Origin of the sequence: Verrucosispora sioxanthis (assembly GCF_010560025.1) — a bacterium.
In the GTDB taxonomy this organism is placed as follows: Bacteria; Actinomycetota; Actinomycetes; order Mycobacteriales; family Micromonosporaceae; genus Micromonospora; species Micromonospora palythoicola.
Genome location: NZ_SAIY01000001.1, coordinates 191640 through 213432, shown reverse-complemented (window position 1 = coordinate 213432; position 21793 = coordinate 191640). Strand labels below are relative to the sequence as shown.

Below are 21793 nucleotides of genomic sequence, written 5' to 3'. Positions count from 1 at the left end.
GGTCGGGCGATCAGGCGCAGGCGGTGCCGTTCAGCGTGTAACCGGTCGGCGCGGCCAGGCTGCTGCCGCTGTAGGTGCCCTGGAGACCGACACTGAGCGTGCCGCCGCTGGGCAGGCTGCCGTTCCAGGGGGCGTTGCGGACCGTGATCTGGTTGCCGGACTGGCTCCACTCACCGTTCCAGCCGTTGCTCAGCCGTACCCCGGAGGCGACGTTGAACGTCAGGTTCCAGCCGTTCAGTGCCGCGCCGCGGTTGGTCACCCGGATCTCGGCGGTGAAGCCACCGGTCCACGTGTTCGGGGTGAACGTCACCGAGCAGCCACCGCCGGGCGGGTTGGTGGTCGGCGGGATCGTGGTGGGCGGGGTGAACGTCGGCGGGGTGGAGGTGGGCGGGGTGCTGGTGGGCGGAGTGGTGGTCGGCGGGGCCGTGGTCGGTACCGGACCGGCGGCGATGGCCAGGTCGTACGCCCGCTGCGGCACGAACTGACCCGCCGCCGCGATGCAGCCGTCCGCCTCGCCCGGCAGCTTCACCCAGAGGAACGCGTCGATCGCGGAGTCGCCGGTGTTGGTGGTGCTCGGGGTGCCGATCGCCCGCCCCGGCGGGTCGCACCACTCGGAGCCGGTCGGACCGTTGCCGTTGCGGCTGGTGTCGACGACCGCCTTCAGCCGGGAGTTGCCGGTGGCCGCGATGATCTGCTTGGCGTACGACACCTCGTCGGCGGTGCGGCGGTAGTTCGACACGTTCACCGAGATGCCGTCGGCGCTGTTGGAGACGTCGGCGGCGTTCAGCCGGGCGGCGGCCTCACCGGCGGAGAGCCAGCCACCGTGGCCGATGTCGAAGTAGACCTTGGCCGCGGACGAGCCCCGCTTGAGCGCCTTGCCGGCGTACGCCATCGAGGCCCGCACCTCGGCCTGCTGGCTCTCGTTCATGCAGCTGCTCATGATGGGGAGCACGTCCGGCTCCAGGATGATGCTGGCCGGACGGCCACCGAGGCCGGCGGCGACCTGGTCCACCCACTGCCGGTAGGCGGTGTGGTTCGGGGCGCCACCCGCGCTGTGGTTGCTGCAGTCGCGGTTGGGGATGTTGTAGACCACCAGGATCGGGATCTTGCCGGCGGCGGCCGCGGCGCCGACGAAGGAGTCCACCTCGGCGCGTACGGTCGAGGTGTTGGTGGTGGTGTACCACCGGGGTTGCGGCACGCTGGCGATCCGGTCCCGGATCACGGCGGCCTTCGAGTCGTTCGGGTTGGCCGCCACCCAGCGGGCGGCGCTGGTCTGCGGGTCGACGTAGAAGGCGGAGTCGGCGGCCGCGGCGGGCGCGGGGCGCAGCGCGCCCACGCCGACGCTGCCGGCCACGGTCAGTGCCGTCGCCACGACGCCGACCAGAGCGAATGTGCTTCGGGTTCTCATGGTCTGCTCCTCGTACCCATCGAAGAAAGTGCGTGGAAGCGCTCCCACATGTCCGACAAGGTACGGGCTTATTGCCGGCCTGTGAAGAGTTTCCGGAACAAACGACCGACTACCGTTCCGGCGGGCGTCGAGCCGCGACGGACGACCGTCCTACGATCACGGGATGCGTGGTGAACCGTCGGGTGTGGTGGTGATCGGTGCCGGCATCGCCGGTGTGGCCTGCGCCCGGGAACTGCGCGACGCCGGGGTACCGGTGCACATCCGGGAACGAGGACGGGTGGTCGGCGGCCGGATGGCCAGCCGGCGCTTCGACGGCCGCCCCGCCGACCTCGGCGCCGCCTACTTCACCGTCAGCGACCCTGAGTTCGCCGAGGTGGTACGCGGCTGGCAGGCGGCCGGCCTGGCCCGCGAGTGGACCGACACCTTCGCGGCGTACGACGGTGGCGGCCGTCGCGCGGCTCCCGGACCGATGCGGTGGTCGGCACCGCGTGGGCTGCGCTCGCTCGTGGAACAACTCGCCCGGGACCTGCCCGTGGTGGTGAACCGGCTGGTGCTCAGTGTCGGCCCGGGACCGACGGTGGACGGCGAGGAATGCGCGGCGGTGGTGCTGGCGATGCCCGGGCCGCAGGCCGCGCTGCTGCTCGACCCGGAACTCGTCCCGGCCACCGACGCCGTGGGACGGCAGCGGTGGTCGCCCACCCTGGCGGCGATGCTGCGTTTTCCGTGCCGGCGGTGGACCGACTTCGGTGGTGCCTTCGTCAACGATCATCCACTGCTCAGCCTGGTCTGCGACGACGGCGACCGGCGCGGTGACGGCGCCGCGGTCCTGGTCGCGCACACCACCGAGGGGTTCGCCGCCGGACACCTGGCCCAGCCCACCGCGGCCGCGCCGCAGATCGAGGCGGCCGTACGCGACCTGCTCGCCCTGCCCGACCGGGCGGAGTTCGTGCACGTGCACCGGTGGACGTACGCCAAACCGGCCGACGACGGTGGCCCGGCCACCGGCTTCCACCTCGACGACGACGGCATCGGACTGGCCGGGGACGCGTTCGGCAGACCCCGGGTGCAGACCGCCTGGCGCTCCGGCCGCGACCTCGGCCGCGCCCTGGCCCGCCGACTGGTCTGACGCTCCGGCTGCCCGCGTCGTCCGGCGGGCAGCTCAGGCGGCGACGGCGGGTGAAGGCTCCGGCGGGGACGCCGTCGCGGTGCGCTTGCCCGACGCGTCGAGCATCCGCATGACCGGCGTCGCCGCGACCCCGTGCACCACCACCGAGACGATCACCACCAGGGCGACGGTGGCCCAGATCAGCTCGGTCTGCGGGAAGTCCGCCTTGGTGGTGGCGTACGCCAGGTAGTAGAACGAGCCGATGCCCCGGATGCCGAAGGCCGCGATCACCAGATGCTCCGCGGGTCGTCCGGGTGCGCCGCGCAGCGCCAGCCAACCGACAAGCGGTCGGACCAGGAACACCAGGGCCAGACCGACAAGTGCGGCGGGCCAGGTCAACGCGGCCAGCAGCCCGCTGATCACCGCACCGCCCAGCAGGAGCAGCATCAGCACGGTGAGCAGCCGTTCCACCTGCTCGGCGAAGTCGTGCAGCACCGCGTGGTACTTGTGGTTGCGCTCGGCCGCCCGGATCGCGCGGGCAGCCACGAAGACCGCCAGGAAGCCGTAGCCGCCGGCCACCTCCACCAGCCCGTACGCCAGGAAGGTGGCGGCCAGCGCCAGGAACCCCTCCGCGTGCCGGGCCAGCCGCAGCTCGCTGGGTGCCCGGAAGAAGAGTTTCCCGAGCAGCCAGCCGATCACGAGCCCACCGATCAACCCCACCCCGACCTTGTAGAGCACATCGAGCGTGATCCAGCGGACCAGCCAATCGCCGGGGGCGAGACCGGCGCCCGCGATCGCGATCGCCGCGTAGACGAAGGGGAAGGCCAGACCGTCGTTCAGCCCGGCCTCCGAGGTGAGCGCGAACCGGACCTCGTCCTCGGCATCCTCATCAGCGTTGGGCTCGCCGACCTGGACGTCACTGGCGAGCACCGGATCGGTGGGAGCCAGTGCCGAGGCGAGCAGCAACGCGCTGGCCGGCACCAGACCCGCCCACCACCAGCCGAGCAGGGCGACGGCGGCGATGCACAGCGGCATGGCCACGGCCAGCAGCCGCCACGTCGAGGACCAACGCGCCCAGCTCAACGGCCGGTCGATCTTCAGGCCGGCACCCATCAGCGCGACGATCACGCAGAGCTCGGTGAGATGGGTGGCGAGATCCTTGTACGTGAGGGGATCCGGCACGGGCAGACCGGTGGGCAGCAGGTAGATCAGCATTCCGAGGCCGAGGAACGCCAGCGGCATGGACAGCGGGCGCCGCTCCAGCAACCGTGGCAGGATGCCGGCGAGCAGGGCCGCCACACCGAGCACCGCGAACGCAACGTCGATCGTCTCCACCGGACCGCCTCTCGCCACGCCCGCGGCACGCGGACAGGTGGCGCACAACGTGCCCCGGCCGACGTTCCGGTAATCCGGAAAATCCGTCGTGGACCGACGGTGTGCGGCAGCCCACGGTCCGGCGCTTCAGGCGGGTGGCAGCAGGATCTCGAACCAGACCGTCGAGCCGCGGACGGTGGGATCGGTGCCCCAGGCGTCGCTCAGTTCCTCGATCAACCCCAGTCCGCGCCCCCGGCTGCTCAGGGTCTCCGTGCGGGCCCGGGTCACCGTGCCCCGGGAGCCCGAGTCGGCCACCGAGACGAGCAGCCGCTCGGGGCTGAGGTCGACCTCCACCCGGGCCGCCGTGCCGGCGTGCAGCAGCGCGTTGGTGGTCAGCTCGCTGGTGCACAGCACCGCCGCGCCGATCACCGACTCCGCGACCTCCCACTCGGTCAGCTGGGCGGTCATCCAGTGCCGCACCCGGCTCGGTGCGGTCGGCTCGGCGGGCACCTCCATCCGCGCCGAACGGCTCGGCCGCACCGCGTACTCGACGGCGAGCACGGCCACGTCGTCCTCGGTCGCGCCGGGCACGGCCGCGGAGGCCACCGCGCACAACGCCCTCGGGTCGCCACTGGGCGCACCGGCCACCGACTCCGCCAGGCGGGCCAGGCCGTCCGACAGGCCGTGCCGGCGTCGTTCCACCACACCGTCGCTGAACAGCAGCAGCGTGTCACCGGGAACGAACGCGACGGTACGCGTCGCCGTCCGGTAACCGACCCCCAGCGGAGCGCCGGAGGGCACGTCGACGTACTCGGCCCTCGGCTCACCCGTCGGCGAACAGCGACGTACCAGTGGCGCGGGGTGACCGGCACTGGCCAGGGTCAGCTCCTTGCGGCCGACGTCGATGACGCCGAACGTCACGGTGACGAAGAGCTCGTACGTGCCGGCCTCGGCACCCAGGCTGCCCACCAGCCGATCGAGTCCGGCGAGCACCTGGTCCGGGCGCGGATCGTTGAGCGCCAGCGCCCGCAGCGCGGCCCGCACCTGCCCCATCCGGGCGGCGGCCTGCACGTCGTGGCCGGCGACGTCGCCGAGGACCACCCCCAGGTCGCCGGTGGGTAGTACGAACGCGTCGTAGAAGTCACCGCCGGCGGCGTTGCCGTCCACCCCCGGGTCGTAGCGCGCGGCGATCCGTAGCTGGGGCAGGACCGGCAGGTTCTCCGGCAGCATGCTCCGTTGCAGCAGTTGGGCGGTGCCGTGCTGGGTCTCGAAGCGGCGGGCCCGCTCGGTGGCCTGGCCGACCAGCTCGGCCGAGGCCGCCAGCAGCGCCCGCTCCGCGGCCGACCACGGATGCGGCGACCGGTAGCCGACGGTCAGCGCTCCCCGAACCACCGACGCTCGCAGCGGTACGGCCGCCAGGGCGCGGATCTTCTGGTCGTGCCGGTCGGCCGCGATCTCGTGCAGCGGCTGGCCGTCGTCGATGAAGCTGGCCTGGCCGGTGCGGGCACTGACCACCACCGGTGCCGACCAGCCGGCGGGGCCGCGTCGCCACAGTGGGGGCAGCCGCTCGTCCGCCTCGTCCACCAACTCGCCCCGGACCCGCCGGACCATCCGCCACCCGGTGCCGCCACCCCCGTCGTCCACCGCGAAGGAGACGCGGTCGGCGTCGAACGAGGTGATCGCGTAACGCAGCGCGACGCGGGCCACGTCGTCCAGGGTGAGCGTGCCGGACAGCGCCGCGGCGAAATCGCTGAGACCCTGCAACTGCCGGGTCGCCGGGCTGGTCTCGGCCACCACGGACAGCACGCCGACGACCCGGCCGTGGCTGTCCCGCACGGGTGAGCACGCGCGCGTGTAGACGGGTTGGTCGAGCGCGACGGAGGCGGAGTGCAGCGGGAGTGGGATCTCCCGGTCCAGGACGGGAACCCCGGTGCGGTAGGTCTGCTCGACGACGTCACCGACACCGGGGCGCTGCCAGACCTCGGCGAAGACCTCGGTGGGGGGTCGACCGATGGCGTCCGGATGTCGGTCGCCGATCAGGTCGGCGTACGCGTCGTTGTACAGCAGCAGCAGGTCCGCGCCGAGGTGCAGCGCCATCGGAGCCGGGGAGGCGAGCACCACCTCGACGGTCGCGCGGACGGCGGGATCCCACGACTCGTACGGGCCGAGCGCGGTGTCACCCCAGCGGGGTGGCCGGCGACGGCCGCCGTGCCCGGCACCGCCGTGCCCGGCACCGCCGTGCCCGGCACCGCCGTGCCCGGCACCGCCGTGCCCGGCAGAGGGCCTGATGGCGTGGGTACTCGCCCGACCGTTCCTGGCATGAGCGCAGCCTAGTCGGCCCGCTCGACCCACGTTCCCGATCATCGGCTGGGCGCGCCGGACCGGGACGTCAGTGCAGGTCAGAGCCGCTCCGGTGCGATCTGTCCAGAAAAAGGGGGTGACCGCGGCGGCGTGCTGGCCGGGGGAAGGGGTAAGCGCGCCGGGCAATCCATGCGACAGGAGGGACATCATGCCGGAAACCCTCGCGGTCAGGCAGGTCGACATCGGTGACGCCGCGGCCGACATGTGGAGGTCGGTGCTGCTGTTCGTGCCCCGGGCCATCGCGTTCATCGCGATCCTCGTGGTCGGATGGCTCATCGCCAGAGCCGTGCTCAAAATCGTGGACACGGTACTGGAACGGGTGGGGTTCGACCGGTGGGTCGAACGGGGCGGTATCAAGCGTGCGCTGGAGCGGACGCGGTACGACGCCAGCGACATCCTGGCGCGGCTCGCGTACTACGCGGTGCTGCTGTTCACCCTTCAGTTCGCCTTCGGCGTCTGGGGGCCGAACGCGATCAGTGATCTGATCGCGGGCGTGGTGGCCTGGCTGCCCCGGGCGTTCGTCGCGATCGTCATCGTGGTGGTGGCCGCCGCGATCGCCAACGCGGTGCGGGACCTCGTCACCGGGGCGCTCGGCGGGCTGTCGTACGGCCGTTTCCTGGCCGACGTGACAGCGATCTTCATCCTCGCCCTGGGTGTCATCGCGGCGCTCAACCAGGTGGGCATCGCCACCACCGTGACCCAGCCCGTGCTGATCGCGGTGCTCGCCACGGTGGCCGGCATCCTGATCATCGGTGTCGGTGGCGGTCTGGTGCGGCCGATGCAGAACCGTTGGGAGGGCTGGCTCACCCGGGCGGCCGAGGAATCGCGGGCGATCCGTGAGCAGCGGCAGGGTGCCGAGGCCGGCCGCGGTGACATGCAGCGGCAGATGGCCGACCGGAGCGGTGCCGCCCAGCCGGCCTCGCGGGGATCGGAGTCCTCGATGGCCGGCGGCCGGGGCACCTACCAGTCCGGCAACAGCGGCGACGAGACCCAGCAGTTCCGTCCGTGACGGTCGGGTACTCGCGTTGCCGGTCGCGTTGAGACGGGTGTCCGCCGTACGGCGGACACCCGTCCGCACGTCACAGCGGTGGCGGCTGCGCGGCCGGCGTGTCCAGCGCGGCCGTCAGCGCGCAGACGGCGAGCAGGCGCACCGTCACCCAGTCCGCCTCCGCCCAGTCGATCGGGGCGCCGGCCGGCTGCCAGCCGTGCTCCTCGGCGGCGGCGCACATGCCGTCGGCGTAGCCGGCGAGGGCGGCGGCGGTCAACGGCCGCCGGTCCCCGTGCAGACTGTCGCGCACCGCGGCGGCGTGCTGGTCGACGGCGGCGAGCAACCCCGGCCGGGCGGCGGCCGCGGCGAGTCCGTCGAGCCCCACGGCGTTGGCGAGGGTGACCAGACTGGACCGCGCCCGGTCGACGGCGGTGGGGGAGACGACCCGGTTCGACGACACGCGCATGGGGAACGAATGTAGCCAACCGGCGGGGCCGTGACCTCGGCCGCTCGGACGGTACCGGCAGCACCGGGTGGTGTCCGCCGGATGTCCGAGGGGATCGAGTCGGGCGCGGCGGACGGCGGGAACCGGACGCCACGCCACGACCGGCAGCAAACGGCCTACTCGGCGGAAGGCGCGTCCGCCGGGCGGCGACGCGCGGCGTCGTCGGCGATGATCACGGTTGCCACCATCAGCGCGACGCAGAGGCTGAACAGCCACGAGCTGTCGTCGACCAGCCGGGCCGAGACGGGTGCCTGCGCGGCGGCGAGGAGGAAGCCGAGCCATGCCAGGCGGCGCTGACGAGTGGAGAGGAAGCCGGAGCCCTGATGCATTCCGAAAGTCTTGCGCGCGGCACGGCCGTTGCCGTCAGCCGAACGGCCGATTCTGCCGGAGCTGTCCGAATTCATCGACCGTTCGGCTGAGGCCGTCGGGCTGCCGGGCCGGACCCTGCGGGTACGCCCCGGACCCACCGCCGGCGCCCGGAACATACCCCGTAGGTGGTGTGTCAGAGGGTGTCCGGGCCGGTGCGCCCGGTGGTGGACGGGCGGTACGCGCGGTCCGGGTCGGTGGGCTCACGGCCCGTGCCGGGCACCTCACCGCCCCGGTCGGCCGCCTCGGGGCCGTGTCCGAAGGCCGCTTCCTCCCCGGCGTCGTTACCGGTCACGTCGTCGGCCTGCCCATCGAGGGTGGATCGGGCGACGGCCCGGTCCAGCTCCTCAAGGGGAAGTCGTTCCTCGTTGCGCCACGCCCTGTCGTCGGTCATGCCCATCGCGGTACCCCCGCCCCGTCGTCGCAAACGACACCGCAGACCGGGCGTGACCCTGCCTCGGTACGGCAGCGGACCCGATCAAGCGGCGACGGCCGCCGGGTACGCCCGGCGGCCGTCGTGGGTGTCATCGCGGGGATCAGGGCTGCGGACGGTCGACCTGCCCGCGCCACGCTCCGGTCTCCTGACCGCGTCGCTCGATGAACGTCTTGAAGCGCTGCAGGTCGCCCTTGGCCCGACGGTCGACCACGCCGAGCTTGTCGCCGGTCTTCTCGATGACCCCGTGCGGGTCGAACTCCAGCTGGAGGGAGACCCGGCTGGTGTTCTCGTCCAGCCGGTGGAAGGTGACCACCCCGGAGTGCTGGGTGCCGCCGGTCGACCGCCACGCCACCCGCTCGTCGGGCAGCTGCTCGGTGATCTCGGCGTCGAACTCCCGCTTGACCCCGGCGATCTCGACCGTCCAGTGGGTCATCGTGTCGGAGAGCTGGCGAATCTCCTGCACACCCTCCATGAACTGCGGAAACTCCTCGAACTGGGTCCACTGGTCGTACGCCGTCCGGACCGGGACGGCCACGTCGACATGCTCCGTTACACCACTCATCAGAATCCTTCCCTGCACTTGGTGAGGCGTGCGGACCGGTCGGTCCACCTACCAGCGCGTCGTCTCGTTGGTGTGGCCGAGCGCCGCCCACACCTCGGACACCGTCTGGTACCGGGTGCTCTCGGGCAGGCGCTCCAACGCGGCCAGTACGTCGTCGGGGGCCTCGTTCTCCCGCGCGTTGGCGAGCAGTGCGGCCCGGTCCCCGGGCAGGGCGTTCATCGTGATGAACCGTCCCAGCCGGCTGCGGGCCTCGACATCCTCGGAGGTCATGCCCTGGGGAGCGCCGCTGCGCAGGTCGCCGGCCGGCGCCGTGGTCGGCTCCGGCTGGTCCTCTCCCGCGGGCTCCGGGACGCGGAACTCGTCGACCCGCGAGCCGCCCGTCCCCGGCCCCTGCACGAGGCCGCTGACCTCCTGGCTCATCTGCTCGTCGACCCTCGGTGAGTGCTTGCTGCTGCCGCGATCCATGCCTTCTGCGCTACCCGAGAGGGCGGGGGGTAAACCGATGCGCGGTCACGCACCGGCCGGCGACCGCGGCGGCAGCACCGGCTCGTCGGTGTCCTCGCGGCCGGACTGCAGCCGCCGTCCCCGCTGAAGTTCGGCGTTGATCTGGACACCGAGCATCAGCGCGGAGTTGGACAGGTAGAGCCAGACCAGGAACGCGATCACCGCCCCGAGGCTGCCGTAGGTCGTGTTGTACGAGCCGAAGTTGGCCACGTACAACCCGAAGCCGAAGGAGCCGACTGCCCAGCTGGTCAGGGCCACCACACCGCCCAGGGTGAGCCAACGGAAGCGGGGCTGCCGCACGTTCGGCGCGACCCAGAACAGCAGGGACATCAACAGCATGCCGATCAACGCCAAGGCCGGCCACTTGGCCATCGCCCAGGCGGTGCGGGCGGCGCCGCCGGCACCCACCAGGTCGCCGACCGCGTCGGCGACCGGGCCGCTGACGATCAGACCGGCGGCCACGATGGCGAGCAGCACCAACGACACGGCGGCGAGCCCGATCTGGGTCGGGCGCAGCCGCCACACGGGCCGTCCCTCGACCACGCCGTAGATCGCGTTCGAGGCCCGGGTGAAAGAGGCGATGAAGTTCGAGGCCGACCAGAGCGCACCGAGCAGACCGAAGCTGAGCAACACGCCGGCGGAACTGTTCTGGTCCACCACCTCGCGGACCACGCCGACGAAGCTCTCGTTCGCCACCACCGAGCCGGCGCCCATCTCGCGGGCCAGATCGAGCACCGTGTCGACGGTGCGTTCACCGTCGGAGACCAGACCGACCAGGGCCACCACCACGACGGTGGAGGGGAACAACGCCAGCACCCCGTAGTAGGTGAGGGCCGCAGCCCAGTCCGTGCAGTTGTCCCGCAGGTAGTTGCGCCCGGCCCGGACCAGCACGCCACGCCAGGTCGACCAGCGGAGCTGGCGGATTCCCGGCAGGCCCGGCACCGGCGGATCGGTCGACGGGGCGTCGGGGTTCGTCGTCGTCATCACCGCTCCCTGGGCGCTGCCGGCACGTGGATGGCCCCGGCGGTACCCGACGTGGTCCGGCGGCAAACCCTGCCGGCGTTTGCCGCCGCCTCACCGGGGTACGCCAATTCGAATCGCTCGCACACGGAGGAGGATCGAGATGCCCGGGCGCGAGGTACTGCCCAGCACGCTGCGGCGCTCCCCGGAGAAGGCCCAGCGCACCTGGGAGAAGACACACGATTCCGCGGTCGAGACCTACGGCGAGGGCGAGCGGGCCCACCGCACCGCGTTCGCCGCCGTCAAGCACGAGTTCGAGAAGGTCGGTGACCACTGGGAGCCGAAGGGCCGCAAGGGCCCCAGCGACCGGCAGGCCGCCGGCGGCGGCCCGGCCCGACGGGCACCGACCGCCGGTGGGGTGGACGCGAACGCCACCAAGGAGCATCTCCTGGGGGTGGCCCGCGAACTGGACGTGTCGGGACGGTCGACCATGACCAAGCCGGAACTGGTCAAGGCCATCCAGAAGGCCAACGACCGACAGACCCGCAAGGCCCGCGGCGACTGAGCCCGCCGCCGTCGACGGGGCCCGGGACCGGCGTACGCCTCCGGCCGGGCCCCGTCGGCACGCCCGTGCGCCGGCTCACCAGTGACCGCCGCCGGGCGCCTGGATGTGCACCGCCTTGGTGGCGGTGAACTCGTCGAGCAGTTCCGGCCCGTAGCCGAAGCCCTGACCACTGGCCCGGCGCGGGTGGGCGGCGCCGGCCGGCGCGCCACCGAACACCGAGTTGACCTTCACGGTCCCCACCGGCAGCTCCCGCCAGGCCCGCTGGGCGTGACTCATCGACCCGGTCAGCACGGTCGCCGCCAACCCGTACGGTGAGTCGGCCGCGCACCGCAGCGCCTCGGAGAACGAGTCCACCACCACGACGGGCGCCACCGGGCCGAACGTCTCCTCCCGGATCAACGCCAGGTCGTGCCGGCAACGGTCGATCACCGTCGCCGGATAGAAGGCACCCGGCCCCTCCGGCAGGGTTCCGCCGACGCGCAGCCGGGCACCGTCGGCCACCGCCGCGATCACCTGCCCGTGCACCTGATCGCGATGGCGCCGGTCGACGAGCGGACCGAGCTGGGTCCGCGGATCCCGCCCCGGTCCGACGCGCAGCGCGGCGGCCCGCTCGACGAGCGCGGCGACGAAGTCCTCGGCGACGTCGCGGTGGGCGTAGATCCGCTCCACCGCGACGCAGATCTGACCCGCGTTGGCGAACGCACCCAGGGCGGCCTCACCGGCGGCCCAGCTCGGGTCGACGTCGGCGTCGACGATCAGCGGGTCGCTGCCGCCGTTCTCCAGCAGGACCTTGGCACCGGTGCCGGCCGCGGCCGTGGCGATCGCCCGGCCGGTGGCGCTGGACCCCACGTGCGCCACCATGTCCACCTCGGCGGCGGCCAACGCCGCGCCGGTGGTCGGGCCACCGCTGAGCAGCGACAGCACCCCTGCCGGCAGGGCGGTGTCGAACGCCCGGGCCAGCAGCCACCCGGTCGCCGGGGTGCGCTCGCTGGGCTTGTGCAGCACCACGTTACCGGTGACCAGGGCCGCTCCGAGCAGCCCGCAGGACACGGCGACCGGGTCGTTCCACGGCGTGATGGCAGCCACCACCCCACGCGGCTGCGGCGTCATGAAGTCGATCGCGGCGGGATCGCCGTGCAGGGTACGACCGCCTCGGGCCGGTGCGAGTTCGGCGTACTGCCGCAGGGTGGCGATGCCCGCCTCGACACCGCCCCGGGCGTCCGCGAGCGGCTTGCCCATCTCCGCGGTCGTCGCCTGGGCCAGGTCGTCGGCGGCCTCGGCGACCGCGTCGGCGATCCGGTGCAGCGCCGCGGCCCGCTCCGCCGGGGAGGTCGCCGCCCACTCGGCCGCCACCCCCGCGCCGCCGCCACCGCCTTGTCGACCTCGTCGGCCGTGGCGACCGGGGCGCTGGTCACCGGGCGGCCGTCAGCCGGATCGTGCACCGTCAACTCGCCGGCCTCGCCGCCGGCACCCCACACCCCACCGATGAGCTGCGTGACCGTGTACATGGCGCGCTGCATGCCCGGGCCCGGCCGTGGCAAACGTTTCGTCCGATGGGCCCGGGGTAGCGTCCTCGGATGACTTCGCCAGGTTCCCTCGGTGCCGAGCGGGCCGACGCCGTCATCGTCGGTGCCGGACACAACGGTCTGGTCGCCGCCAACCTGCTGGCGGACGCGGGTTGGGACGTGCTGGTGCTGGAGGCGACCGGGGCACCCGGCGGGGCGGTCCGCTCGGCCGAGGTGACCGCACCCGGTTACCTCAACGACCTGTTCAGCTCGTTCTACCCGCTCGGCTACGCCTCGCCGGTTCTGCGCGGGCTCGACCTGACCCGGTACGGGCTCACCTGGCGGCACGCCCCCGACGTGCTGGCCCACCTGTTCCCCGACGACCGGGCCGCCGTGCTCAACCGTGACCCCGCGGTCACGGCGGCCTCGCTGGAGACCTTCGCCCCCGGCGACGGCGAGCGCTGGCTGAGCGCGTACGCGCAGTGGCGGCAGGTCGCCGAACCGATGCTGGAGCTGATCACCACGCCGTTCCCGCCGGTCCGCGGCGGCCTCGGCCTGCTACGCCGGCTACGGGTCGGCGGCGCGCTGCGGCTGGCCCGGCGGCTGGTGCTGCCGGTGAACCGGCTCGGCGAGGAACTGTTCGCCGGCGCCGGCGGGCCGGCGTTGCTCGCCGGCTGCGCCCTGCACACCGACCTGTCCACGGAGGAGGCCGGCTCCGGCGTCTACGGCTGGCTGCTCGCCATGCTCGGCCAGCAGGTCGGCTGGCCGGTTCCGGAGGGCGGCGCACAAAAGATCACCGACGCGTTGGTGGCCCGGTTGACCGAGCGGGGCGGCCGGATTCTCTACGGTGCCCGGGTGGACCGGGTGCTGGTCGCCCGGGGCCGGGCGGTGGGTGTCCGCACCGTCGGTGGGGCCAACTGGCGGGCTCGTCGGGCGGTGCTCGCCGACGTGCCCGCGCCCGCCCTGTACCTGGACCTGGTCGGCCCGGCCCTGCTGCCCCCGCGACTGGTGGCCGACCTGGAACACTTCCGGTGGGACGGCTCCACGCTGAAGGTGGACTGGGCGCTGTCCGCTCCGGTGCCCTGGACGAACCGTCGCCTGGCCACCGTCGGCACGGTGCACCTGGGGGCGGACCTCAACGGGTTGACCGGTTACGCCGCCCGGCTGGCCATGGGTGAGCTGCCACCGGATCCGTTCCTGCTGGTGGGGCAGATGTCGGTGGCGGACCCGAGTCACTCGCCGCCGGGCACCGAGTCGCTCTGGTCGTACACCCACCTGCCGTTCCGCCGGCACTGGCGGGCCGACGACATCATGTCCCACGTCGAGCGGATGGAGACGGTGCTGGAAGCCGCCGCGCCCGGCTTCCGCGGTCTGGTGGTGGGCCGGCACGTGGCCGGGCCGGCCGAGTTGGAGGCCGCCGACCCGAGCCTGGTCGGCGGTGCGCTCGGCGGCGGCACCGCTGCCCCGTACCAGCAGCTGTTCCTGCGGCCGGTACCCGGGCTCGGCCGCGCCGACACTCCGGTGGATCGGCTCTTCCTGGCCAGCGCGTCGGCGCATCCCGGCGGGGGAGTGCACGGCGCCCCCGGTGCGAACGCCGCCCGCGCCGCGCTGGCCCGGGACCGTGCCCTCACCGGTGGGGTGTACCACCGGGCGATCGCCACCGCGCACCGTGCCGTCTACGAGTGACCCACCGGGCCCGGCAGGTCAGGGCTCGATGTTGCGGTGCCGGGTACGCAGCTTGAACGGCATCAGCGCACTCTCGATCTTGGTGGCGGTGGTCATCTTCGAGGTGCCGTCGCGCCGCTCCTCGAACCGGATCGGCACCTCCAGGATGGTGTGCCCCAGCTTGGTGGCCAGGTAGTGCATCTCGACCTGGAAGCTGTAACCGTTGGACTGCACCCGCTCCAACCCGATGTCGCGCAGCGCGTCGGCCCGCCAGATCTTGAAACCGGCGGTGAGGTCGCGGATGCGGACCCGCAGCAGCGTGTGCACGTACAGGTTCGCCCAGCCGCTGAGCGCCCGACGGTACAGCGGCCAGTTCTCGTCCAGCTCGCCGCCGGGGACGTAGCGTGACCCGATGACCACGCCGGCCTGAGTGGACAGCAGCGCGCCCAGCATGCCCGGCAACGCCTCGGGTGGGTGGGACAGGTCGGCGTCCATCTGAGCCACGTACTCGGCGCCGCCGTCGAGGGCCCGGCCGATCCCGTCCACGTACGCCCGGCCCAGACCCTCCTTGCCCGGCCGGTGCACGACCTGCACCCGCTCCGGATGCTCGATGGCGAGCTTGTCCGCGACCTCACCGGTGCCGTCGGGGGAGTTGTCGTCGGCGACCAGCACCTGCAAACCGGGAAGTGGCAACGCGAGGAGACGCTCGACAAGCACCGGCACGTTGCCCGCCTCGTTGTAGGTCGGGACCACGACGGTCAGGCGCACGTCCCGCCACGGCGAGGGCAACTGGACGGGTTCGATCATGGGGGACATCCTCGGTATGCGGACAGGGTTCCCCGTGAGCGTAGCCACTTGTCCCTTCCGGGGTGAAATGGCTCCCGGCGTCGTGCCCGCGATCAGGCCGGTGTCTTCTCCCGTTCGGCGATGTCGGAGAGCCGGTCCAGGGTCTCCTCGTTGCGCAGATGCAGCACCAGATCGTTGATTTTGGTGCGGATCCAACGCAGTGGCCCGGCGGCGAAGTCCTCGGCGAGCAGCACCCGGGTCTGCGCCGTGCCGAGGGGCTCCAGGGTGAAGGTCACCACCGCCTCCCCGGCCGGCCAGAGTTGGACGCGGAGCACGAGTTTGCGTTCCGGCTCACAGGCCAGCACCGTCGAGCAGTCCTCCAGGGAGAACGGCCAGGGACCGGCGCGGTGGTGCAGCCGGGTGCCCACCCGGGGCCAGTCCTGGTCGACGTCGCGCATGTGGGCGGTGCCCACCACCCAGTCGCTGTAGGTCCATCCGTCCGCGAGTACCGCCCACACCTGTCGGACCGGTGCCTCGATCACTTTCTCCACGACCGCCACCGCTGCTCGGTACCCCGCCGGCGGCCTCGGGTAACGAGGCCGCCGGGTTAGCTTCTCCGGGACTGCGGGTAAGGCCAACCGCGGGCGGCAGTGCCGGTGCCGCCGGTGCGCGGTCGCCCCAGCCGCGTCGCGGGTGACGTTTACTCACCGGGGCGCAGGGAACCCGCCGCCCGTGCGACAGGACCGTGGGGAGCCGGATCAGCGCAGGTCAGCGGAGCCGCTGGCCGAGCCCGGTGGGTCCGTGTCCGGCCCGGTGCTCTTCGACGCGGTGCTGCTGGACCGCGACGGCACCCTGGTCGAAGACGTGCCGTACAACTCGGATCCGGACAAGGTGCGTCCGGTGCCCGGGGCCCGCGTTGCGCTGGACCGGCTGCGCGCGGCCGGACTGAAGCTCGCCGTGGTGACCAACCAGTCCGGGTTGGCCCGGGGTCTGTTCACCGAGCGGCAGCTGCACCGGGTGCACCGTCGGATCGAGGCCCTGCTCGGCCCGTTCGACTGCTGGCAGGTGTGTCCCCACGACGACGGGGACGGCTGCGCGTGCCGCAAGCCACGGCCGGGTCTGGTGCACGCCGCGGCCCGGGCCCTGGGCACCGTGCCGACCCGCTGTGCCCTGATCGGTGACATCGGTCGCGACGTCACGGCGGCGCTGGCCGCCGGTGCGACCGGCATCCTGGTCCCCACGCCGGTGACCCGGGCCGAGGAGGTGGCGGCGGCGCCGTGGGTGGCCGCCGACCTGCCCTCGGCCGTCGCGGAGATCCTTCGACGCCAGGCGTCACTGAGCCCGGCGAAGCCGCTGCCGGGGGCGGGAAGCCGGGCCGTCGCCACGGTGTGCGGCGGTCGGCACCGGGGCGCCGGACGCCGGCCGCACCGTACTGGTGGTGCGGTCGGATTCGGCGGGTGACGTGCTGGTGACCGGGCCGGGCATCCGGGCGGTCGCCGCCGGCGCCCAGCGGGTGGTGCTGCTCTGTGGCCCCCGGGGCCGGGCCGCCGCCGATCTGCTGCCCGGCGTCGACGAGGTGATCGAGCACCGGCTGCCCTGGATCGACCCGGCTCCCGCGCCGGTGGATCCGCAGGAGATGGCGGCTCTGGTCACCCGGCTGGCGGCGGTGGCCGCCGACGAGGCCGTCATCTTCACCTCGTTCCACCAGTCGCCGCTGCCCCTGGCCCTGCTGCTGCGGATGGCCGGGGTCGCCCGGATCGCGGCGATCAGCGACGACTACCCGGGCAGCCTGCTGGACGTGCGGCACCGGGTGCCGGTCGGCGTGCCGGAGGCGGAGCGGGCCCTCTCGCTGGCCGCTGCCGCCGGTTACCTGCTCGGCGAGGGCGACGAACCGCACCTGCGGCTGCGCCCGGTCCCACCGCCCCCACCCGAGGCGGGTGCGCCGGGTTACGTGGTGCTGCATCCCGGGTCGGCGGCACCGGCGCGGGGTGCCCGCCCGAGGTGGCCGAGCGGATCGCCGCCGAGTTGAGCGCCGTCGGGTACCGGGTGGTGGTGACCGGCGGCCCAACCGAACGGGACCTGACCGCACGGGTCGCCGGCCGGCACTGCCGGGACCTCGGTGGCCGGACCGCCCTGGCCGAGCTGGCCGCGATCGTGGCCGGGGCCGCCGCGGTGGTGGTCGGTAACACCGGGCCGGCGCACCTGGCCGCCGGCTACGGCGTGCCGGTGGTCAGCCTCTTCGCCCCCACCGTCCCCTTCGGGCAGTGGGGACCGTGGCGGGTGCCGACGGTACGCCTCGGCGACGCCGCCGCCGCCTGCCGCGACACCGGGCCGCCCGGTGTCCGGTACCCGGGCACCCCTGCCTCAGCGACATCCAGCCGGGCGACGTGCTCGACGCGTTGCGGCTGCTGGGCGTGCCGCCGGACCGGGTGCCAACCGGCGCGGCCGGGCCCAGGGCGGCACCCGAGGTGGTCACCGTCGGCGGTGGGAGTGGCCGATGAACATCCTGCTCTGGCACGTGCACGGTTCCTGGACCACCTCCTTCGTGCACGGCAAGCACCGCTACCTGATCCCGGCCACCCCGGACCGGGGGCCGTACGGGCTGGGCCGGGCCCGGACGTACACCTGGCCGGAGAGCGCCGCGGAGGTGAGCCCGGAGCAGCTGCGCGGCGCGGACGTCGACGTGGTGATCCTGCAACGCCCCGAGGAGATCGACCTGGCCGAGCAGTGGCTCGGCCGCCGGCCCGGCGGGGACGTGCCGGCGATCTACGTGGAGCACAACACACCGAAGGACGGTCAGGTCCCCAACAGCCGCCACCCGTTGGCCGACCGGGACGACCTGCTCATCGCCCACGTGACCGCGTTCAACGAGCTGTTCTGGGACACCGGCACCACCCGGACCACCGTCGTCGACCACGGAATCGTGACACCGACGGCGGTCTGGACCGGGGAACTGGACCGGCTGGCCGTCGTGATCAACGAACCGGTACGCCGCTGGCGGGTCACCGGCACCGACCTGCTGGTGCGCTTCGCCGAGATCGCCCCACTCGACGTCTTCGGCATGAAGGTGGCCGGCCTGGCCGAGCACCTCGGCCTCCCGGCGGACCGGTTGACCAGCCACGACGACGTGCCGCAGCACCGGATGCACGCCGAGTTGGCGCGCCGCCGGGCATACCTGCACCTGTGCCGGTGGACGTCGCTGGGGTTGAGCCTGATCGAGGCGATGGCGATGGGCATGCCGGTGGTGGCGCTGGCCACCACCGAAGCGGTGATGGCGGTGCCACCGGGTGCCGGTGCCCTCTCCACCCGGGTCGACACCCTGCTGGCGGCCGCCAGCCGGCTCCTCGCCGAACCGCAGCGGGCGCGCGAGGCCGGCGCCGTGGCGCGCGTCGCCGCCGGCGAACGGTACGGCCTCGACCGTTTCCTCACCGACTGGGACCGGCTGCTGGAGGAGGAAGTATGCGGATAGCGATGATCTCGGAGCACGCCAGCCCGCTCGCCATCCTGGGCGGCGAGGACGCCGGTGGCCAGAACACCCACGTCGCGGAGCTTTCCGCCGCGCTCGCCGCCGCCGGGCACGACGTGCGGGTCTACACCCGCCGCGACGCGGTGGACCTGCCGGTGACGGTACGCAGTCCGGACGGCTACGACGTGGTGCACGTGCCGGCCGGGCCGGCCGAGCCGCTGGCGAAGGACGCGTTGCTGCCGCACATGCGCCCGTTCGGCGCCTGGCTCGTCGACCGGTGGCGGGGCGGGGACTGGGTGCCCGAGGTGATCCACGCACACTTCTGGATGAGTGGGCTGGCCGCGCTGGAGGCCGGCCGGCAGACCGGGGTGCCGGTGGTGCAGACCTACCACGCGCTCGGCGCGGTGAAGCGTCGTCACCAGGGCGTGCAGGACACCAGCCCGGCGCGGCGCATCGGCTACGAGCGTCAGCTGGGCCGTTCGGTGGACCGGGTCATCGCCCAGTGCCGCGACGAGGTCGGTGAGCTGGTCCGGATGGGGGTGCCCCGGTCGGCGATGACCGTCATCCCGTCCGGTGTCAACCTCGCCACCTTCGCCCCGCTGGGGCCGGCCGCCGAGCGCGAGCCCGGGCGGCCCCGGATCCTCACCGTGGGCCGGCTGGTGGAACGCAAGGGCTTCCAGACGGTGGTACGGGCGATGGCGCACGTACCCGAGGCCGAGTGCGTGGTGGTCGGTGGTCCGCCGGCCGGCCTGCTGGAGACCGACCCGTACGCCCGGCGGCTGCGGGCCCTCGCCGGCAGTTGCGGCGTCGCCGACCGGGTCCGCCTGGTCGGCGCGGTGCCCCGGGAGGAGATGGGCCGCTGGTACCGCTCGGCGGACATCCTGGTCGCCGCGCCCTGGTACGAGCCCCTGTTCGGGTTGACCCCGCTGGAGGCGATGGCCTGCGGGGTGCCGGTGGTGGCCACCGCCGTCGGCGGCCTGCGGGACACGGTGGTCGACGTGACCGGGGACCTGGTCCTGGCGCGGGATCCGCGCGCGCTGGGTGCGGCGCTGCGGGCGCTGCTCGACGACCGGATCCTGGTTCGCGTACGCGGGCGCGGCGCGGGCCCGCGCCCGCCGGCACTACTCGGACGGTCACCGCGCAGCGCCTCGCCGAGGTCTACGACGAGGTGGCCGCGGTGCGTCGACCGACCGGGTGGTGGCCTGATGAGTCTGCTCGACGCGCATCTGGCCCACCTCCGACCGCGGCACTGCCGCCGTTCCGCCGCTGCGAGCCGCTGCTCGCCCGGTGGGGGCGCGGTTCCGCCGGACGGCTCACCGACGGCGGCCGGCTGCTCGTCGCCGGCAACGGTGGCAGTGCCGCCGAGGCGCAACACCTGACCGCCGAACTGGTCGGCAAGCTGCGCGACGACCGTCGGCCGCTGTCGGCCATCGCGCTGCGCCGAGACGTCGGCGTTGACCGCGATCGGCAACGACTACGGCTACCAGGAGGTCTCGCCCGGCAGGTCCGCGCGCACGGCCGACCCGACGACGTGCTGCTGCTGCTGTCCACGAGCGGCGGCAGCGGCAACCTGCTCACCGCCGCCCGCGCCGGTCGGGAGGCGGGCCTGCGCTGCTGGGCGTTCACCGGGCCGGCGCCGAACCCGCTCGCCGAGGCGTGTCACGAGGTGCTCGCGGTGGACTCGCCGGACACCCAGGTGGTCCAGGAGCTGCACCTGGTCTCCAGTCACCTGCTCTGCGAGTACGTCGAGCAGGCGATGGGGGATCAGCCGGCCCCGGCGGCGCCGGCGGCCGGTCCGGTGCGGGCCGGTGTCGAGGTGGTGCTGGACGGCGGTACCGTCCGGCCGGTGCAGGCGTGAGGAGGCGAACGTGACGGGACCCGTGGTGGTGGTCGGCGACACCCTGCTCGACCGGGATGTGGAGGGGGTGGTCAACCGGCTCTGTCCGGACTCGCCGGTGCCCGTGCTCGACGAGATCGCACACGTGGACCGGCCCGGCGGTGCCGGACTCTCCGCCGTCTTCGCCGCCGCACAGGGTGCCGAGGTGGTGCTGGTGACCGCGCTGGCCGACGATGCCGGCGGGGCCCGGCTGAGCGTGCTGCTCGCCGCCGCCGGGGTGCAGGTCTATCCGTTGCGGCTGGGCCGGCGCCACCCCGGAGAAGATCGGCGCGGTCCGGGGGCCGGGTGCCGCTACGCCATGACCGGGGCGGCGGGGCGGGGGAGTTGGCGGAGCCGGGCGAGGCGGTGCTACGCGTCCTGGAGCGGGGCATCGGTGGTGGTGGCCAAGACTACGGCCGCGCGGTGGCACGGCAGCCGGCGCTGCGGGCGGCCCTGGCCCGATCCGCGCTCCGCTGGTCCGGGACCCGCACCTCGTGGACCCGCCGCGGTACCCGGGGCGAACCTGGTCACCCCGGAACGAGGCGGAGGTGCGGGAGCTGATGGAGGCGCCGGTCAGCGGCACCCGGCTGGCCACCGCCGCCGAGGGTGCGCAGCGGCTGCGGCAGCGGTGGCGCGCGGGGGCGGTCGCGGTGACGCTCGGCGCCGACGGCGCGCTGCTCAGCCACGCCGGATCGACGCCGCTGATGGTGCGCGGCCCGGTGGCCGCCGAGAGGACACCTGCGGCGCGGGTGACCGGTTCGCCGTGGCCGCCGGTCTCGCCCTGGCCCGTGGCGCGCTGGTCTCCGAGGCGGTGCAGGAGGCGGTGGCGGAGGCGTCGGCGTACGTGGCGGACGGTGGGGTGGCGACGGCCCTGCCGGCGCCGGTGCGGCGCGCCCCGCAGGCGGTGCACGCTGCGGTGGCCGGTGACCGGGTCGGGGTGGCCGCGTCGGCCGCCGTGGTCGCCCAGGTCCGCGCCGCCGGCGGACGGTCGTCGCCACCGGTGGCTGCTTCGACCTGCTGCACGCCGGCCACGTCGCGACGTTGCAGGCCGCCCGGCAACTCGGCGACTGCCTGATCGTGTGCCTCAACTCCGACGCCAGCGTCACCGGCCTCAAGGGACCGGACCGGCCGGTGATGCGCCAGGACGACCGAAGTCGGCTGCTGGCCGCGTTGAGCTGCGTCGACGCGGTAATGATCTTCGATGAGCCGACACCGGAGGCGGCGCTGTCCTGGCTGCGCCCGGACGTCTGGGTCAAGGGCGGGGACTACGCGACCGGCGGCGGTGACGGCGCCGACCTGCCGGAGGCGGAGATCCTGCGCCGGTGGGGCGGTCACACGGTGGTGGTGCCCTATCTGGACGGGCGGTCCACCACCGAGATGATCGCCGCGACGGCCACCCGAACGGAGGCCACCCGGTGAGC

Annotated in this window: 17 protein-coding genes and 4 pseudogenes; 9 read left to right on the top strand and 12 right to left on the bottom strand. The window is 73.5% G+C overall.

Going from position 1 to position 21793, the window contains the following annotated elements; genetic code table 11:
• Window positions 1-10: 10 nt before the first annotated feature.
• Window positions 11-1408, bottom strand: a complete 1398-nt coding sequence (locus ENC19_RS01040) for a glycoside hydrolase family 6 protein (RefSeq protein WP_164445273.1) — start codon at window positions 1406-1408, stop codon at window positions 11-13.
• A gap of 184 nt (window positions 1409-1592) precedes the next feature.
• Between ENC19_RS01040 and ENC19_RS01035 the strand changes: the two genes are divergently transcribed.
• Window positions 1593-2534 (top strand): NAD(P)/FAD-dependent oxidoreductase, encoded by a 942-nt coding sequence (locus ENC19_RS01035; RefSeq protein ID WP_328824145.1) that lies wholly within the window; start codon window positions 1593-1595, stop codon window positions 2532-2534.
• Between the two features lie 33 nt (window positions 2535-2567).
• Here ENC19_RS01035 and ENC19_RS01030 read toward each other — a convergent pair whose 3' ends face one another.
• Complete coding sequence (locus tag ENC19_RS01030; RefSeq protein ID WP_164445271.1) at window positions 2568-3848, bottom strand: cation:proton antiporter; 1281 nt, start codon at window positions 3846-3848, stop codon at window positions 2568-2570.
• A gap of 126 nt (window positions 3849-3974) precedes the next feature.
• Window positions 3975-6179 (bottom strand): ATP-binding SpoIIE family protein phosphatase, encoded by a 2205-nt coding sequence (locus ENC19_RS01025; RefSeq protein ID WP_408058036.1) that lies wholly within the window; start codon window positions 6177-6179, stop codon window positions 3975-3977.
• A 157-nt stretch (window positions 6180-6336) separates the two neighbouring features.
• Between ENC19_RS01025 and ENC19_RS01020 the strand changes: the two genes are divergently transcribed.
• The gene (locus tag ENC19_RS01020) at window positions 6337-7197 is read left to right on the top strand and encodes a mechanosensitive ion channel family protein (RefSeq protein WP_164445270.1); all 861 of its coding nucleotides are present in this window, start codon (window positions 6337-6339) and stop codon (window positions 7195-7197) included.
• Between the two features lie 70 nt (window positions 7198-7267).
• On the opposite strand, the gene ENC19_RS01015 is transcribed toward ENC19_RS01020, so the two are convergent.
• The 6 genes from ENC19_RS01015 to ENC19_RS00990 all read right to left on the bottom strand — a co-directional run bounded on the left by ENC19_RS01015 (window position 7268) and on the right by ENC19_RS00990 (window position 10533).
• Window positions 7268-7642 carry a DUF6401 family natural product biosynthesis protein gene (locus ENC19_RS01015; protein WP_164445269.1) on the bottom strand — a complete coding sequence of 125 codons (375 nt, stop codon included), beginning with the start codon at window positions 7640-7642 and terminating at the stop codon, window positions 7268-7270.
• A 155-nt stretch (window positions 7643-7797) separates the two neighbouring features.
• On the bottom strand, window positions 7798-8085 hold the full coding sequence (locus ENC19_RS01010) for a hypothetical protein (RefSeq protein WP_235944347.1): 288 nt from the start codon (window positions 8083-8085) through the stop codon (window positions 7798-7800).
• Window positions 8086-8183: 98 nt separating this feature from the next.
• Entirely contained in the window at window positions 8184-8441 is a 258-nt protein-coding gene (locus tag ENC19_RS01005) for a hypothetical protein (RefSeq protein WP_099846597.1), read from the bottom strand.
• 142 nt (window positions 8442-8583) lie between these two features.
• On the bottom strand, window positions 8584-9045 hold the full coding sequence (locus tag ENC19_RS01000; protein WP_164445268.1) for an SRPBCC family protein: 462 nt from the start codon (window positions 9043-9045) through the stop codon (window positions 8584-8586).
• Between the two features lie 48 nt (window positions 9046-9093).
• Window positions 9094-9510 (bottom strand): DUF2795 domain-containing protein, encoded by a 417-nt coding sequence (locus ENC19_RS00995; protein ID WP_164445267.1) that lies wholly within the window; start codon window positions 9508-9510, stop codon window positions 9094-9096.
• A gap of 45 nt (window positions 9511-9555) precedes the next feature.
• Window positions 9556-10533 (bottom strand): YihY/virulence factor BrkB family protein, encoded by a 978-nt coding sequence (locus ENC19_RS00990; protein ID WP_164445266.1) that lies wholly within the window; start codon window positions 10531-10533, stop codon window positions 9556-9558.
• Window positions 10534-10672: 139 nt separating this feature from the next.
• Here ENC19_RS00990 and ENC19_RS00985 point away from each other — a divergent pair, with 139 nt between their 5' ends.
• Window positions 10673-11074, top strand: a complete 402-nt coding sequence (locus ENC19_RS00985) for a ChaB family protein (RefSeq protein WP_164445265.1) — start codon at window positions 10673-10675, stop codon at window positions 11072-11074.
• Window positions 11075-11149: 75 nt separating this feature from the next.
• On the opposite strand, the pseudogene ENC19_RS00980 reads toward ENC19_RS00985, so the two are convergent.
• Window positions 11150-12582: pseudogene (locus tag ENC19_RS00980) on the bottom strand (aldehyde dehydrogenase family protein).
• Window positions 12583-12651: 69 nt separating this feature from the next.
• On the opposite strand from ENC19_RS00980, the gene ENC19_RS00975 reads away from it, so the two are divergent.
• On the top strand, window positions 12652-14265 hold the full coding sequence (locus ENC19_RS00975; protein ID WP_164445264.1) for a phytoene desaturase family protein: 1614 nt from the start codon (window positions 12652-12654) through the stop codon (window positions 14263-14265).
• A gap of 18 nt (window positions 14266-14283) precedes the next feature.
• Here the strand turns inward: ENC19_RS00975 and ENC19_RS00970 are convergent, their stop codons facing one another.
• Both ENC19_RS00970 and ENC19_RS00965 read right to left on the bottom strand, forming a co-directional pair.
• Complete coding sequence (locus ENC19_RS00970; protein WP_164445263.1) at window positions 14284-15051, bottom strand: polyprenol monophosphomannose synthase; 768 nt, start codon at window positions 15049-15051, stop codon at window positions 14284-14286.
• A 92-nt stretch (window positions 15052-15143) separates the two neighbouring features.
• Window positions 15144-15581 (bottom strand): SRPBCC family protein, encoded by a 438-nt coding sequence (locus ENC19_RS00965; protein ID WP_309246116.1) that lies wholly within the window; start codon window positions 15579-15581, stop codon window positions 15144-15146.
• A gap of 229 nt (window positions 15582-15810) precedes the next feature.
• On the opposite strand from ENC19_RS00965, the pseudogene ENC19_RS00960 reads away from it, so the two are divergent.
• The 5 genes and pseudogenes from ENC19_RS00960 (at window position 15811) to ENC19_RS00940 (ending at window position 21791) form a co-directional block, all read left to right on the top strand.
• Window positions 15811-17531 (top strand): annotated as a pseudogene (locus ENC19_RS00960) (HAD-IIIA family hydrolase).
• On the top strand, window positions 17528-18499 hold the full coding sequence (locus tag ENC19_RS00955; protein ID WP_164445261.1) for a glycosyltransferase: 972 nt from the start codon (window positions 17528-17530) through the stop codon (window positions 18497-18499). The pseudogene ENC19_RS00960 and the gene ENC19_RS00955 overlap by 4 nt, the downstream one beginning before the upstream one ends.
• Window positions 18490-19688, top strand: a pseudogene (locus ENC19_RS00950) (glycosyltransferase); the annotation flags it as partial. The gene ENC19_RS00955 and the pseudogene ENC19_RS00950, both read left to right, overlap by 10 nt.
• Entirely contained in the window at window positions 19665-20354 is a 690-nt protein-coding gene (locus ENC19_RS00945) for a D-sedoheptulose-7-phosphate isomerase (RefSeq protein ID WP_408058048.1), read from the top strand. The pseudogene ENC19_RS00950 and the gene ENC19_RS00945, both read left to right, overlap by 24 nt.
• Before the next feature lie 10 nt (window positions 20355-20364).
• Window positions 20365-21791 (top strand): annotated as a pseudogene (locus ENC19_RS00940) (PfkB family carbohydrate kinase).
• Window positions 21792-21793 lie beyond the last annotated feature (2 nt).